At 68.0% G+C, this 14,272-nt stretch carries 11 protein-coding genes; 2 read left to right on the forward strand and 9 right to left on the reverse strand.

The window, feature by feature from the left end; genetic code table 11:
- Positions 1–107: 107 nt before the first annotated feature.
- Together H146_RS0101730 and eutC are read left to right on the forward strand one after the other, a co-directional pair.
- Positions 108–1,502, forward strand: a complete 1,395-nt coding sequence (locus tag H146_RS0101730; RefSeq protein WP_019950122.1) for an ethanolamine ammonia-lyase subunit EutB — start codon at positions 108–110, stop codon at positions 1,500–1,502.
- A complete protein-coding gene (gene eutC / locus H146_RS0101735; protein WP_019950123.1) occupies positions 1,499–2,320 on the forward strand; it encodes an ethanolamine ammonia-lyase subunit EutC in 822 nt (273 codons plus the stop codon). Before H146_RS0101730 ends, eutC begins: the two co-directional genes overlap by 4 nt.
- A gap of 185 nt (positions 2,321–2,505) precedes the next feature.
- Here the strand turns inward: eutC and H146_RS0101745 are convergent, their stop codons facing one another.
- The 9 genes from H146_RS0101745 to H146_RS0101780 all read right to left on the reverse strand — a co-directional run bounded on the left by H146_RS0101745 (position 2,506) and on the right by H146_RS0101780 (position 14,255).
- On the reverse strand, positions 2,506–3,972 hold the full coding sequence (locus H146_RS0101745) for a cobyric acid synthase (RefSeq protein WP_033195369.1): 1,467 nt from the start codon (positions 3,970–3,972) through the stop codon (positions 2,506–2,508).
- A gap of 100 nt (positions 3,973–4,072) precedes the next feature.
- Complete coding sequence (locus tag H146_RS20515; protein ID WP_083920754.1) at positions 4,073–4,345, reverse strand: type II toxin-antitoxin system RelE/ParE family toxin; 273 nt, start codon at positions 4,343–4,345, stop codon at positions 4,073–4,075.
- Positions 4,335–4,523 (reverse strand): type II toxin-antitoxin system RelB family antitoxin, encoded by a 189-nt coding sequence (relB, locus tag H146_RS0101750; protein ID WP_019950126.1) that lies wholly within the window; start codon positions 4,521–4,523, stop codon positions 4,335–4,337. Before relB ends, H146_RS20515 begins: the two co-directional genes overlap by 11 nt.
- A 69-nt stretch (positions 4,524–4,592) precedes the next feature.
- Complete coding sequence (cobN, locus tag H146_RS0101755; protein ID WP_019950127.1) at positions 4,593–8,699, reverse strand: cobaltochelatase subunit CobN; 4,107 nt, start codon at positions 8,697–8,699, stop codon at positions 4,593–4,595.
- 150 nt (positions 8,700–8,849) lie between these two features.
- The gene (cobW, locus tag H146_RS0101760; RefSeq protein ID WP_019950128.1) at positions 8,850–9,947 is read right to left on the reverse strand and encodes a cobalamin biosynthesis protein CobW; all 1,098 of its coding nucleotides are present in this window, start codon (positions 9,945–9,947) and stop codon (positions 8,850–8,852) included.
- A gap of 30 nt (positions 9,948–9,977) precedes the next feature.
- The gene (locus tag H146_RS0101765; RefSeq protein ID WP_019950129.1) at positions 9,978–10,388 is read right to left on the reverse strand and encodes a cobalamin biosynthesis protein; all 411 of its coding nucleotides are present in this window, start codon (positions 10,386–10,388) and stop codon (positions 9,978–9,980) included.
- On the reverse strand, positions 10,385–11,752 hold the full coding sequence (locus H146_RS0101770; protein ID WP_019950130.1) for a cobyrinic acid a,c-diamide synthase CobB: 1,368 nt from the start codon (positions 11,750–11,752) through the stop codon (positions 10,385–10,387). The genes H146_RS0101765 and H146_RS0101770 overlap by 4 nt, the downstream gene beginning before the upstream one ends.
- Positions 11,752–12,363, reverse strand: a complete 612-nt coding sequence (gene cobO, locus H146_RS0101775; RefSeq protein ID WP_019950131.1) for a cob(I)yrinic acid a,c-diamide adenosyltransferase — start codon at positions 12,361–12,363, stop codon at positions 11,752–11,754. Before cobO ends, H146_RS0101770 begins: the two co-directional genes overlap by 1 nt.
- Positions 12,360–14,255 (reverse strand): AAA family ATPase, encoded by a 1,896-nt coding sequence (locus H146_RS0101780; RefSeq protein ID WP_019950132.1) that lies wholly within the window; start codon positions 14,253–14,255, stop codon positions 12,360–12,362. The genes cobO and H146_RS0101780 overlap by 4 nt, the downstream gene beginning before the upstream one ends.
- Positions 14,256–14,272 lie beyond the last annotated feature (17 nt).

The following is a 14,272-nucleotide window of genomic DNA, read 5'->3' on the forward strand; positions in this document are numbered from 1 at the left end:
TACCCCGTGCGCTGCTTGTTTATGCTGAAAGATAGCCTCCCGGTCGAGGTGGGCAGGCATCACAACACACCGTAACCACAATAACGCTATTGGCGGGAGGTGGACGCATGAGTTGCTGGTACTACGACACCGGTGGTCGACGCTACCGCTTCGAGAGCCTGCGTGAGCTGATGGCCTGCGCCACACCGGCGCGCTCCGGCGATGAGCTGGCGGAAATCGCTGCGGCCAGCGGCGAGGAGCGCGCCGCGGCGCAGCTGGCACTTGCCGAGGTGCCGCTGGCGCGTTTTCTCGAGGAGCCGCTGATCCCCTACGAAGAGGACGAAGTCACCCGACTGATTATCGACCGCCACGACGCCGCGGCGTTCCGGCCGGTGGCGGGGATGACGGTGGGCGAGTTTCGCAACTATCTGCTCTGCCATGACGTGGGCAGTGAGCAACTGAGCCGACTTGCCCCCGGTCTGACGCCTGAAATGGTGGCGGCGGTCAGCAAAATCATGCGGCTGCAGGATCTGGTGCTGGTGGGCCACAAGTGTCGCGTCGTCACCGCCTTTCGTAACACCATCGGACTCCCCGGGCGTCTCTCCACCCGGCTGCAGCCCAACCACCCCACCGACAGTGCCACCGGCATTGCCGCCAGCATTCTCGACGGCCTGCTCTACGCCAGCGGCGATGCCGTGATCGGCATCAACCCCGCCACCGACAACACCGGCACGGTGGTGACCCTTCTCAAGATGCTCGACGATATCATCAGCCGCTACGCCATTCCCGCCCAGAGCTGCGTGCTGACCCATGTCACTACCGCCATCGAGGCGATCGAGCGCGGCGCACCCACCGATCTGGTATTCCAGTCGATCGCCGGCACCGAGTCGGCCAACCGCGGTTTCGGCATCGATCTCGCCGTGCTGCGCGAAGGCCATGACGCCGCACAGTCGCTGGGGCGCGGCACGGTGGGGCAGAACGTCATGTACTTCGAGACCGGTCAGGGCAGCGCGCTCTCCGCCAACGGCCACCACGGCGTCGATCAGCAGACGCTGGAGGCGCGCGCCTACGCCGTGGCGCGGGAGTTCGAGCCGCTGCTGGTCAACACCGTGGTGGGTTTTATCGGCCCGGAGTACCTCTTCGACGGCAAACAGATCATCCGCGCCGGTCTGGAAGACCACTTCTGCGGCAAGCTGCTGGGCGTGCCGATGGGTGTGGATGTCTGCTACACCAACCACGCCGAGGCCGACCAGGACGATATGGACGTGCTGCTCACCCTGCTGGGCGCCGCCGGCTGCAACTATGTAATGGGTATTCCCGGCTCCGACGACATCATGCTCAACTACCAGACCACCTCTTTCCACGATGCGCTCTACGTGCGCGAGGTATTGGGTCTGAAGGCGGCGCCGCAGTTCGAGGCCTGGCTTGCGCAGATGGGCATTACCGACCACCACGGCCGCATCGCCATCGAAGGTGAGCTGCCGCCGGCCTTTGCCCATGCGCTGGCAAGGAGCGCCTCATGACTGACAGCGAACGCACAAGCGGCGTGCCCGGCGTGATCGATAACCCCTGGCGAACGCTTTCGCGCCACACCGATGCCCGCATTGGTTTGGGCCGGGCGGGCGGCAGTCTGCCTACCGCGCCCCATCTCGAATTTCAGCTGGCCCACGCCAGAGCGCGTGATGCGGTGCATCTGCCGCTGGACAGCGAAACCATGATGGCGACGCTCAATGAGCGCTTCAGTCAGGTGGTGCGGCTGCAGAGTCGGGCGCAGGATCGCGGCGAATACCTGCGCCGCCCCGATCTGGGCCGGCTACTGAGCGACGACAGCCGCGAGCAGCTGGCGGCAATGCAGGTCGAACAGTGCGATCTGTCGATCAGCGTGGTCGACGGCCTGTCGGCGCGGGCGATTCATGAGCATGCCGCCACGCTGCTCGATCGACTGCTCCCGCCGATCCGCGAGCGCGGCTGGCATATCGGCCCGCTGGCGCTGGTCGAGCAGGGCCGGGTAGCGATCGGCGACCCCATCGGCGAGGCGTTGGGCGCGCGCATGGGAGTGGTACTGATCGGCGAGCGGCCGGGGCTCAGCTCGCCGGACAGCCTCGGTGTCTACTTCACCTGGCAACCGCGCAGCGGCCGTCGCGACAGCGAGCGCAACTGTGTCTCCAATATCCGTCCGCGCGGCCAGTCCTTCGAGGCGGCGACGACGCTGATTCTCTACCTGCTCGACGAGGCCAGCCGGCGCGAACTCTCCGGTGTCGAATTGAAGGACGACTCCGAAGTGGCGTCGCAGCTGGGTGACGGGCGGGGCAATTTTCTGCTGCCGGATAGCGCTGACTGAACAGGAGAGACCGGGATGTTTGCCCTGGAAGTGGCCGACGATCTGCGCCTCGAGCTGCTGGATCGCCCCCATGCCGACGAACTTTTTGCGCTGGTGGACAACAATCGCCGGCACCTTGCGGCCTAGCTGCCCTGGGTGGAAAAAACGCTGGCCACGCCGTGAGGCAACATCATCGCTGGTCACCATCATGACGTTGATGTCGGCACGTTCAAGCTGTAATCCGGCCAGCGCTGCCAGTCGATCGCCGCCTCGACGTGATCCGCCAGCCGCTCGATCTCGGCCAGCCGATGCGCTTCGTAGTCAAAAGGCGCCGCTGTCTCCAGTCCGGCCCACTGGAGCAGGGCGGCCAGCGCTTCGCTGTGGTCGAACAGGCCGTGCAGGTAGCTGCCCAGGATCTGGTCGTCGCACGAGCGGGCGCCGTCACGGCGGCCGTCGTCGAGCTGAAAGACGCTGGCGCCCAGCCCCGCACCGCGGCTCTCGCCGACGTGAATCTCGTAGCCGCTCACCGCCGCCCGCCGCTCGCCGAGCAGACAGTGGCCGGTCACGCGATGAAGCTGTTTGTCGGCCTTCAGAGTGGTGGCAAGGTCCAGCCAGCCCAGTCCCGGACTCTCGCCGACTTCCCCCTCGACACCCTGCGGGTCGCAAATGCGCCTTCCCAGCATCTGATAGCCGCCGCAAACGCCCATCACTCGGCCGCCGTAGCGCAGGTGGCGGGCCAGTGCCGGCGCCCAGCCGGTGGCACGCAGCCAGTCGAGGTCAGCACGCACGCTTTTGCTGCCGGGCAGAATGATCAGGTCGGTGCGCTCCAGTTCGGCGGGCGCGCGCACGAAGCGCAGATTGACCGCCGGGTGCAGGCGCAGCGGGTCGAAGTCGGTGTGGTTGCTGATGTGCGGCAGCCGCACCACGGCAACTTCGAGGGCGTCTACCTTGCCGAGGCTGTCACCGGCCATCGACAGGCTGTCCTCGGCCTCCAGATGCAGCTCGGCAAGCCAGGGGATCACGCCCAGCACCGGCTTGCCGGTGCGCGCCTCCAGCCACTCGAGCCCGGGCCTGAGCAGTTCGATATCGCCGCGGAAGCGGTTGATGACCAGCCCCACGACCCGTGCTCGCTCGCTTTCGCTGATAACGTCGAGGGTGCCGACCAGCTGGGCGAAGACGCCGCCGCGGTCGATATCGGCGATCAGCACCACCGGGCAGTCGATCGCTTCGGCAAAGCCCATATTGGCCAGGTCGTGGCGGCGCAGGTTGATCTCGGCGGCGCTGCCGGCACCCTCGACGATCACCCGCTCAAAGGTTGCCGCCAGTCGGTCGTGGGCGGCAATCACCGCTTCCAGAAGTTTCGGCTTGTGGGCGTAGTATTCCGCCGCCTGCATGCGACCGATGACGCGACCGGCGACGATCACTTGCGAACCCTGATCGCTCTCCGGCTTGAGCAGCACCGGGTTGAAGTCGACCTGCGCCTCGACCCCGGCGGCCAGCGCCTGCACGGCCTGGGCGCGGCCGATCTCGCCGCCGTCGACGGTCACCGCGCTGTTGAGCGCCATGTTCTGCGGTTTGAAGGGCGCGACCCGCAGTCCGCGGCGCGCCATGAGGCGGCACAGGGCCGTCACCAGGGCACTCTTGCCGGCGTCCGAAGTGGTGCCTTGAACCATCAGCGTACGGCTTGCGGCGAAAGATGGCCGGCGGACGGTCATGGTCGAGTTCGTCGCCACAGTAAAAAAGAGATCGGGCGTGAAAAAAGCGGTTGCGGCGTCATGGATATTGCCGGCGAGCGTGCAAAAGGCGCAGCACCGTGACCACTGTGGCGTCGATGCTATAGATCAGGATGTAGTTGGGGTGAACGACGTACTCTCGGGTGCCGACCACGCGACCCTGTGGAAAAGCATGGGGCGCTTGCGAAAGGCGCCCGACACCCGAGGCAATCGCTGCGCGCAGTGTCTCTGCTGCACGCGGGTTGGATTGTTCGATCCAGCTTTGAATGTCCACAAGGTCAAGCTGCGCCTCATCGGACCACTCAATCCGCACGTCGGCGCCGCCGCTCTGCGATCAGGCGCTCTACACGTCCCATGGCTTCGTCGTGGGGCAACCTCGGCTTGTCGCTCTCCAGCGCCGCCTGCACTCTGGCGCGGAACCAGCGGTCGTGGCTGTCAGCCTGCTCCCGGGTTGCAAACTCCGAGTCGGTAGAAGGCGAATGGTTGCTCATGAGAGATCTCCTTGAAGGCCTTCAAGTCTAGTTGGTGTTGCCGCGCCCGTACAGCTCAGGCGAAGGCTGTCAGCCCGGTGCCGCCATCTCCCGGCGCTCATCCATCTCCAGCAGCAGCGACTGCAAACGCCTTTCATATTCACCGGGCGCTTGCCACATCCCGCGCTCGATCGCTTCCATCAGCCGTTCGCCCATCTCCTGAAGCGCCCGGGGGTTATGGTCGTCGAGAAAGCGGCGGTTGTCGTCGTTAAACAGCAGCGCGTCGCTGATCTGCTGATACTGGTAGTCGGCCACCTGGCCGGTGGTGGCGTCCCAGCTGTAGAGGTAGTCGACGCTGGCGGCCATCTCGAAGGCGCCCTTGTAGCCGTGACGCTGCATGGCCGCGATCCATTTTGGATTGGTGACCCGCGCGCGCATTACCCGATTGATCTCCTCTTTCAGCGAGCGTACGGCGGGGCTGGCCGGGTTGGCGTTGTCGCCAAAGTAGAGCGCCGGGGAGGCGCCACCGGCGCGGGCAGCGGTACTCATGCCGCCCAGAAAATGGCTGTAGTCGCCGGAGTCGAGCAGGTCGTGCTCGCGGTTGTCCTGGTTTTGCAGTACCGCCTGCAGCGTGCCGAGCCGGCCGCGCAGGGCGTCGGTGGCGGGCTCGCCCTCGACGCCCTTGCCCCAGGCGTAGCTGCCATGGTTGATCCAGACCTCGGCGAGATCGCTTTCGTCCTCCCAGCGGCCGCCGTCGAGTAACGCCTTGAGGCCGGTACCATAGGCGCCGGGGCGCGGGCCGAAGATACGAAAGCCGGCCTGGCGGGCGGCGCTGTCGGCATCCAGGCCGTCGCGCACAAGGGCCTCGCGGCGCGCTGTCACGTTGGCGGCAATGGTGTTGGCGTCGCCCGGTTCGTCGAACTCGGCGACCGCGCGCACGGCGCAGTCGAACAAATCGATCAGGCCGGGGAAGGCGTCGCGGAAAAAGCCCGAGATGCGCAGGGTGACATCGACCCGCGGACGACCCAGCTGGAAGGCGGGGATCACTTCGAAGTCGGCCAGCCGCTGGGTGCCCGCCGTGCGGATCGGGCGCACTCCCATCAGGGCGAAGGCCTGGGCGATGTCGTCGCCACCGGTGCGCATGGTGGCGGTACCCCACACCGACAGGCCGATGCTGCGCGGATAGTCGCCGTGCTCCTGCAGGTGACGCATGACCAGCGCCTCGGCCGCCTTCTGCCCCAGTGTCCAGGCGGTGGCGGTGGGCATGGCGCGGCTGTCGAGGGTGTAGAAGTTGCGCCCGGTGGGCAGCGTATCGAGTCGGCCGCGGCTGGGGGCGCCGCTGGCGCCGGGAGGCACAAAGCCACCATTGAGCCCTTCGATCAGCATGGCCAGTTCGTTGTCGACGCTTTCGTGCAGCAGCGGCAGCAGGCTGTCGCGCATAAAGGCGAGCAGTGGCGCGGTTCGTTCAAGAGTACATGGCAAAAAACCGGTCGTTACGGAACCGGAAGCAGGTTGACGCAAGGGTCTTTCGCCAGGGATGGCGAAAGTAGCGCCCATGGAGGGGTTTATAGCGCCCTTGCACAAATCTGCTGCCGGTGCCGCCGGAATTCCGGCACGCTCTCCCGGTGGCGAGAACGGCGCAGGCAGGCTATCGAATCCGTCTTGCCGGGGTCCGCTTACTGTTCGGTAGGGACCTGCATTGATGACATGCGTCTCGACCAGCCGGCAGGCGAGCTGTTCCAGCCGCTCGCGGGTGTGGGCACGGGTGCGCCAGGCGCGATCGTCGAGTGCCGCCAGCGCTTGCGGCCGGGGGCCGGGCCAGGGCGCGGCGTCGCTGGCCAGCGGATCGAAATCGCGGTCCTCGGCAAAGAGGTCGAAATCCGCCGCCAGCGCGTGGATCAGCCCCTGTGCCTCGGGGCTATCGCCGCGCGGCAGGCGCACCAGCGAGATCAGGGTATCGCGCAGCGACTCGCCCTGCGGTAGCTGGCCCAGCACGTGCAGGCCGTCGCGAATCTGCGCCTCCTTGATGTCGCAGAGGTAGTTGTCCAGCGCCTGCAGAAGCTGCTGATCGTCGTCGATAATCGCCTGTGCGGACGAATCGCTGCGCTGTCCGGTGCTCGAGTGCTCGCCGCGTGAGCGCGCCGATGGCGTCTGGCGCAGCTCCTCCAGTACATGGGAGTTTTTGACCCGCTCGAGAATTGCCTCGATCAGCCACTGTGCGCGGCGTTCGTCGAGCCCTTCGGCCTGGTAGTACTCGTCGGTAAGGCGCTCCAGCTCGGCCAGATCGCCGTGGATGCCGGCACGGCTCATGGGCGGCATCAGGTGATCGACAATCACCGCCTGGGCACGGCGCTTGGCCTGGGCACCTTCGCCGGGATCGTTGACGATAAAGGGGTAGAGGTGCGGCATCGGCCCCAGCGCGATGTCCGGCCAGCACTCGCCGGAAAGCGCCGTTCCCTTGCCCGGCAGCCATTCGAGATTGCCGTGCTTGCCGACGTGGACAAAGGCATCGACGCGGTAGACGTGACGCAGCCAGAAGTAGAAGGCCAGATAGCCATGAGTGGGCGGCAGGTCGGGATCGTGGTAGGCCGCCGCCTGGTCGATGCCAAAGCCGCGCGCCGGCTGTACGCCGATAAAAGTATCGCCAAGGCGCATGCCGGCGATCATCAGCCGCCCATGGCGCTGCATGGGGTCCTGCTCGGGCTCCCCCCAGCGCGCGATGACCGCCTGACGGGACGCCGCCGGCAGGCGCGCAAAAAGCTGCCGATAGGTGGCCAGCGACAGGCTCTGCGCCGCCCCGCGACGGCGGCTGTCGGCGTCGTTGGTGACCGTCTCGGTGAGCCACTCGACCAGCGCCGTGGGGTCGTCGGGCAGCACGTCGCCGACCGGGTAGCCCTCGGTGCGCAGCCGGTGAAGAATGGCCAGCGTCGAGGCGGGGGTATCCAGCCCTACGCCGTTGCCGATGCGCGCGTCGCTGGCCGGGTAGTTGGCCAGCACCAGCGCCACCCGCTTGTCGGCGTTGGCACCGGTGGCCAGCGCCGCCCAGCGCCGCGCCAGTTCGATGACAAAGCGGCTGCGCTCGCGGTGCAATTGATAGACCACCACCTGATGCTGGCAGCGAGTGGCGTAGCGCTGCGCCGATTTGAACGCCACCGGCCGGGTGATGATGCGCCCATCGATCTCCGGCAGGGCGATATGCATGGCAATATCCCGCGGACGCAGCCCTTTGGGGTGGTCCTGCCAGGCCGCCTGGCTGGTGCCGGCCATGATCAGTTGCAGGATGGGAATGCGCCGCGTCCAGGGATGCCGATAGCGCGACAGTGTCGAGGAGGGCGCGCCGCTGGCGCCGCCCGCCAGCGCGAAACCGGTGGTGTTGAGCATCACGCTGGCGTCGCTGCGTTCGATCAGGGCATCGAGAGTATCGAGGCAGAGCGGCTCCTTGAGCGAGGCGACCATTACCGGTAGCGGGTTGAAACCGCCGCTTTCGATCTCCTCGATCAGGGCGTCGAAAACGGCGGTGTTGCCCTGCTGCAGATGGCTGCGGTAGAACACCAGCGCCGCCACCGGCCGCTCGGGCTGCCAGCGCGCGCGCCAGTCGTCGATAGTGGCCGGGCTGTGGCCGCCCGGCAGGTAGAGGCCGACGCGCGGCAGCACGCGCGGTTCGCGCCACGGCTGCGGGCGGTCGAGAAAGCGCTCGCCCAGCCAGCCGAGCAGCGAGCGGGCGTTCTCCAGCCCCCCTTCGCGCAGATAGCGCCAGACGCGGCGGGCATCTTCGTAGGCTACCGTGCCGGCGTTGAGCAGCGCCTCATCTTCCATATCCTCGCCCGGCACCACGATCAGGGTGCGTCCCGGTCGCGCGGCCCAGGCCTGCAGTTGCTCGAGGCCGTAGGGCCAGTAGGTGGCGCCGCCCAGCAGCGACAGCAGCACGACCTTCGGCCCCTGTGGCGCCTCGTCGCTGCGGGCGTCCAGCACCCGGTCGCGATACAGATCGAACGCCGCCGGCTTGAGCAGGTTCATCCAGTTGGCCAGCCGCACCGAGGGGCGCGACGCATCGTCTTCGCTTTCGATAACGGACGCGAACAGGCTCAGCACGCTATCGGCGGCGGATAGCATCACCAGCTCGGCCGACGTCTGTGCCAGGTCGATGATGCCGGCATCGTCGGTGAAACCGCCGGGCTGGGCTGTCAGAAGATGCATAAGGGCTCCTGGATGGGAAGTGCATAACCGAGAGCGGGTCTCCGCAAGGGCGCTATGACCCCTTCCCCGGGCGCTACTTTCGACGTTCTGTCGAAAGACCCTTGCTTCAACCTGCGCTCGGTTGACGCAGCAGGTCGTCTCCTGCGCGCATCACTCAACCGGCGCAGCAGCCGTTTCTGCCTCGCCCAGCGCACGTTCGAGCTGCGCCCGATCCAGTTCGCGGCCGATCACCACCAGCCGCGTCTGGCGCGTTTCATCGCCGCGCCAGGGGCGGTCGAAGTGCTGGTCGAGGCGGTTGCCGACGGCGTGCAGCACCTGGCGCATGGGCTTGCCGACATCGACGAAACCCTTGACCCGGTAGATGGTCTGGCGGGCCAGCTCGCCCTCCAGCGCCGCCGCCAGCCGCTTACCGTCGACGCTGCCCAGGGTGACCACGCAGGAATCGAAGTCGTCGTGGGCGTGGTGATGCTCGCGCCCCTCGGCGTGGTGGTCGTCGTGGTGGGTGTGAACGTCCTCGACCCGCGCTTCCGAGGCCAGCGCCATGCCCATCACCGCCGCCACGTCGACCTCGCCGTGAGTCGCCCACAGGGTCTGCACTCGTTCGGGCAGTTCAGCGCGCAGCCGCTGCTCGACGCCCTGGCGGCTCGGCGCCTCCAGGGCGTCGCCCTTGCTGATCACCACCAGGTCGGCGGAGGCGAGCTGGTCGTCGAGCAGCTCCTGCAGGGTAGGGTCGTGGTCGAGGCTGTCGTCGGCGCGGCGCTGCGCCTCGATGCGCTCGTGGTCGTGGGCGACCCGGCCGGCGGCCAGCGCCGGGCCGTCGACCACCGTAATCACGCTGTCGACGGTGCAGAACTGTTTGATGTCGGGCCAGTTGAAGGCCTGCACCAGCGGTTTGGGCAGCGCCAGGCCGGAGGTCTCGATGAGGATGTGATCGATCTCGTCGCGGCGTTCGACCAGTTTCTGCATCACCGGCAGGAACGCTTCCTCGACGGTGCAGCAGATGCAGCCGTTGGCCAGTTCGAAGACGCCCTGTTCGCGCTCTACGGCGGCCTCTTCCTCGCAGCCCTCCAGCTGGCAGCCGCGCACCAGCTCGGCGTCGACGTCCAGCTCGCCGAACTCGTTGACGATCACCGCGATGCGTCGCCCGCCGGCGTTACGCAGCAGATGCGACAGCAGGGTGGTCTTGCCGCTGCCGAGAAAGCCGGTGACCACTGTGGCAGGCACCTTGTGTAGTGTGGGGCGGGTCATGAAAACCTCCTGAAAATTGAGCCGGTCGGACTATCCGGCGGTGGCAATGGCGACCGTTGCCCAGCGGTTGTGACGGCGTGGCAGCAGCAGTCGCGCACTGCCGCCCTGTTGTTCCAGGCTGGCCAGCGCCGCCGCTTCGGCGACCCCGGGCGTGCCGTGAACGCGCCGCGCGGCCTCGCTTTTGTGGCTCAGCCGATGTTCGTAAAGTGCCAGCTGTGCCGCCGGCAGCGTTTGCAGCGGCCAGCCGTGACGCTCGGCGAGTGCCACAATGGCCGGGGTATCGGCCTTGTCGACCAGGCTGGCCAGCAGGCTGACGTCATCAACGCTCAGCCCGGCGCCCTCCAGCGCCGCGCTGACCAGTGTCGCCAGCACCTCGGGCGGGCAGTGGCGTCGACAGCCCACACCAACGGCGATACCCACCGCCTCGATTGTTGGCGTCATGCGCCGCTCGTCGCATTTTGACGCTCTTTGGGGGGCTCGACACCCGGCGGCGCACCAAACAGCGCCGCCACCGCCTGCGGCTGCGAGGGAAAAAAGAGATGCAGATAGCTGGCGGTGAGCTGACCGCGGCGGAAGATCGCCTCGCCCGGCGCCGGATGGCTGGCGCGCACGCCGTGGGCAATGGGGTCGAGAGTGTCGTGGCTGCGCGAGTGGTGGTGGGCGTGGCCACGTATCTCGCCCTCCGGCAGCGGCGCGCTCTGCATCCCCTGGCAGCCTCTTTTGCTGCGCATCTCGCCGTGACCCGGTAGCACCTCCGCCATGCGGTGGCGCACGCCCTGCTGGTCGGTAAGCGTCTGCTGTAGATACAGCATGCCGCCGCATTCGGCCACAATCGCGCTGCCGTCGGCGTCAAGCGCGGCGATCGAGGCTGCCATGCTGCGGTTGGCGGCCAGCCGCGCGGCGTACAGCTCGGGATAGCCTCCCGGCAGCCAGAGGGCGTCGAGTCCGGCCGGCAGGTGTTTATCGCGCAGCGGCGAGAAGTAGCGCAGCTCGGCGCCCATCGCTTCCAGCAGTTGCAGGTTGGCGGCATAGAGGAAGCTGAAGGCGGCGTCGCGGGCCACGCCGATGCGTCGCCCGACGAGCAGCGGCGGCGGGGGAGCGATCTCGGCGGCGGTGAAGGGCACGCTGGGCGGCAGTTCGGCCAGCGGGGTGTCGGCCAGCAGTTCGGCGGCGGCATCGAGACGGGCATCCAGCTCGCGATTATGGGGGTCGTCGCCCTCACCGGGCTGTATCAGCCCCAGATGGCGCGACGGCAGCGCCAGTTCGTCGCGGCGTGGCAGGCTGGCGAGCAGCGGCGCATCGGCGGGCAGGCTGTCGGCAATCAGCTGACGGTGGCGCTCGCTGCCCAGGGCATTGGCCACCAGGCCATGGAAGTGCATTTCGGGGCGAAAGCGGGCCAGCCCGAGGCCCACTGCGGCGGCGGTCTGCGCCATGCCGCGGGCGTTGAGCACACAGGCCACCGGCAGGCCGAAGGCGATTGCCAGATCGGCGCTGGAGGGGGTGCCATCAAAAAGCCCCATGGCCCCTTCGACGAGAATCAGGTCGGCCTCCCGGGCGGCGCGGTGGAGCTGCTGGCGACAGAAAGCCTCGCCCGCCATCCACAGATCGAGCGGCGCGACCGGGCTGCCGGCGGCGTGGGCCAGAATCTGCGGGTCGAGGTAGTCCGGCCCGGTCTTGAATACCGCCACTCGCCGCCCCTGGCGCCGGTGGTAGCGCGCCAGAGCAGCGGTCACGGTGGTCTTGCCCTGGCCGGAGGCCATGGCGGAGATCAGCAGCGCAGGACATTGAATACTGTTGGAATTCATCAATACTCGATACCCGGCTGCGCCTTGACGCCAAGACGAAAGGCGTGACGCTCATCCTGTACCACGCTGATGGTGTCGGCGATATCGGCCAGTTCACGCGCCAGGGTGCGCCCGGTCAGCATCACGTTCTGATGGCGGGGGCGATGGCTTAACGCGGTGGCGATACGCTCGGCGCTCAGGTGGCCGTACTTGATCATGTAGGAGAGTTCATCGAACAGCAGAAAGTGGTAGCGCGCGTCATTCAGATAGCCTTCGGCCAGCGCCCAGGCGGCCTCGGCAGCCTCGCGCTCCTTGTGCACGTCGCGCACCTCCCAGCTGAAGCCATGGCCCATGACGTGGAAATCGACCTGCGGCTGGTCGCGAAAGAAGCGGTATTCGCCGGTCTCGCGCTGCCCCTTGACGAACTGGATAACGGCGCAGCGCTGGCCGTGACCCAGGGCGCGCGCCATGGTACCGAACGCCGAGCTGCTCTTGCCCTTGCCGTTGCCCTTGAGCGCTATCAGCACGCCACGCTCTTCGCTGGCGCTGCGAATGCGCTCATCCACCACGCGCTTTTTGTTGGCCATGCGCCGCTGGTAGCGCGCGTCGCTGCTGTCGCTCTGATCGTTCATGGCGCATGGCCCTCCCGGGTCGAAGTCGCGGCGTCCGGCGCGGGCGCCGCCTCGAAATGGTGAAGCCGACCGCCCAGCGCGGCGGCCAGTTCGGCGGCGCGGCCGCGACGGCCCTGGCGCTGTAGCAGTTCGCAGTCGATAACGTGCACCTCGGCGGCCAGTGGAGCGATCGCGAAGTCGTCGCGGCTACAGGCATCGGTCACGATCCAGAGTCGAATGGCGCGCTCGGGATGGTGACGCCTGAGCCGAGTGATGCGTCGACGGGCGTCGAGCAGCGCCCGCCGCAGCGGCGTGCCGCCGCCGGCACCAAGCCGCTCGGCGAGGCCGTCGAGGCGGCGCGGGGCGCGCTGCGGAGCGACAAGTTCGCGCACCGTTGCGCCGCCAAAGCCGTTGATCATCAACTGATGGCGGGCGAGGTAGGCGCGTCGGCTGATCTGCTCGACTGCGCCCAGCGCCCGCTCCAGCCGTCTGGCGCCCTGTGCGCCGCTCTCCAGCGCCGAGCCGGAGGTATCGAGCAGGATAAACTCGAGCAGCTCGGGGCGCCGTGGCTCGCGCCGGTGGCGCAGCTGATCGGGCCGGCGTGGCAGGCCTGCGGCGAGGCTGGTGGGCCAGTCGATGTGGTGGCTGTCGGTACTGCGGTGGCCGCGCGGCGTACGTCGGTGACCGGGCGCGCTGACAGGCGCTGCATCGAGCCGCAGCCGGGGCGCGGCCGCGGGCGTCAGCGCTGGCGCCCGGGGTGTCTCCAGAGCGCCCCAGTCACCGGCGGCGGTGTCATGTTCATCCTGTTCGTCAGGACCGGGTTGGCCAGCAGTGGGGTCGTCGGCCGTGCTGCCGGCACTATCGCCGCCGTTGAGATCGGGGCGCCGTGACGGTGTTGCGGGCCGCTGGCGGCCGCTATAGCCGCTCGTGCTATCCTGCCCCTCGCGCTGCTGCGCCCCGTTCTCGCCGCGCTGGCCTGTATCGTCTTCCGGCTTGCTCGCGGCGTTGCCGCCGGTCGGCTCATCGGCTGTCCTGGTGTCGCGGCCGGCCAGCCAGTGCGGCGCGCGGTGGGCCATCACCAGCGCTTCGAGGGGCTCGATATCCTCGTCGGTCACCGTCTCGCGCCCCTGCCAGGCGGCGTGGGCCAGTGCCCCGCGGCGCCAGGCGAGATCGGCGCGAACGCCTTCGACCTGTGCCTCGACACAGCGTCCGGCGATCTCGCGCGCGGCCCGGTCGGAGAGCTGCACCTGCGCCAGCCGAGCGCGGGCTGCTTCGAGGCGCTGCGACAGCGCCTGCTGAGCGGGTTGCCATTGGGCGCTGAAAGCCCATGGGTCGCGGTCGAAGGCGAGGCGGCGTGCGACGATCGTCATGCGTTCGTCGACGTCCGGGGCGGGGTGGTCGAGCACGGCAAGACCGAAACGGTCGGTCAGCTGGGCGCGCAGTTCGCCCTCGTCCGGGTTCATGGTGCCCACCAGCAGGAAGTCGGCCGCGTGGTGGTGGCTGACGCCGTCGCGCTCGACGCGGTTGACACCGCTGGCGGCAACATCGAGCAGCAGGTCGACCAGCGCATCGGGCAGCAGATTGACCTCATCGATGTAGAGCACACCGCCGTGGGCTTGTGCCAGCAGGCCGGGCTGAAAGGCGACCTCGCGCTCGCCGAGGGCGCGCTGCAGGTCAAGGGTACCGGTCAGGCGCGCCTCGTCGGCGCCCAGCGGCAGGGTCACGAAGTGCGTATTGGCGGCATCCGGCAGCAGCGCCGCCAGCCCGCGCGCCAGCGTCGATTTGGCGGCGCCGCGCGGGCCGCTGGCAAGCACGCCGCCCAACCGCGGGTCGAGGGCGCACAGCACCAGCGCCAGTTTGAGCGGCGCCTGGCCGACCACCGCGGAGAAGGGAAATTCGGGGGCGTCGTTCATGCGCCACTCCCGGGCCG

This window comes from Kushneria aurantia DSM 21353 (assembly GCF_000382245.1).
In the GTDB taxonomy this organism is placed as follows: Bacteria; Pseudomonadota; Gammaproteobacteria; order Pseudomonadales; family Halomonadaceae; genus Kushneria; species Kushneria aurantia.

Coding starts and splice junctions, on each gene's coding strand:
- H146_RS0101730 (WP_019950122.1), top strand. CDS start 108: ATGAGTTGCTGGTACTACGACACCGGTGGTCGACGCTACCGCTTCGAG.
- eutC (WP_019950123.1), top strand. CDS start 1,499: ATGACTGACAGCGAACGCACAAGCGGCGTGCCCGGCGTGATCGATAAC.
- H146_RS0101745 (WP_033195369.1), bottom strand. CDS start 3,972: ATGGTTCAAGGCACCACTTCGGACGCCGGCAAGAGTGCCCTGGTGACG.
- relB (WP_019950126.1), bottom strand. CDS start 4,523: ATGAGCAACCATTCGCCTTCTACCGACTCGGAGTTTGCAACCCGGGAG.
- cobN (WP_019950127.1), bottom strand. CDS start 8,699: ATGCATCTTCTGACAGCCCAGCCCGGCGGTTTCACCGACGATGCCGGC.
- cobW (WP_019950128.1), bottom strand. CDS start 9,947: ATGACCCGCCCCACACTACACAAGGTGCCTGCCACAGTGGTCACCGGC.
- H146_RS0101765 (WP_019950129.1), bottom strand. CDS start 10,388: ATGACGCCAACAATCGAGGCGGTGGGTATCGCCGTTGGTGTGGGCTGT.
- H146_RS0101770 (WP_019950130.1), bottom strand. CDS start 11,752: ATGAATTCCAACAGTATTCAATGTCCTGCGCTGCTGATCTCCGCCATG.
- cobO (WP_019950131.1), bottom strand. CDS start 12,363: ATGAACGATCAGAGCGACAGCAGCGACGCGCGCTACCAGCGGCGCATG.
- H146_RS0101780 (WP_019950132.1), bottom strand. CDS start 14,255: ATGAACGACGCCCCCGAATTTCCCTTCTCCGCGGTGGTCGGCCAGGCG.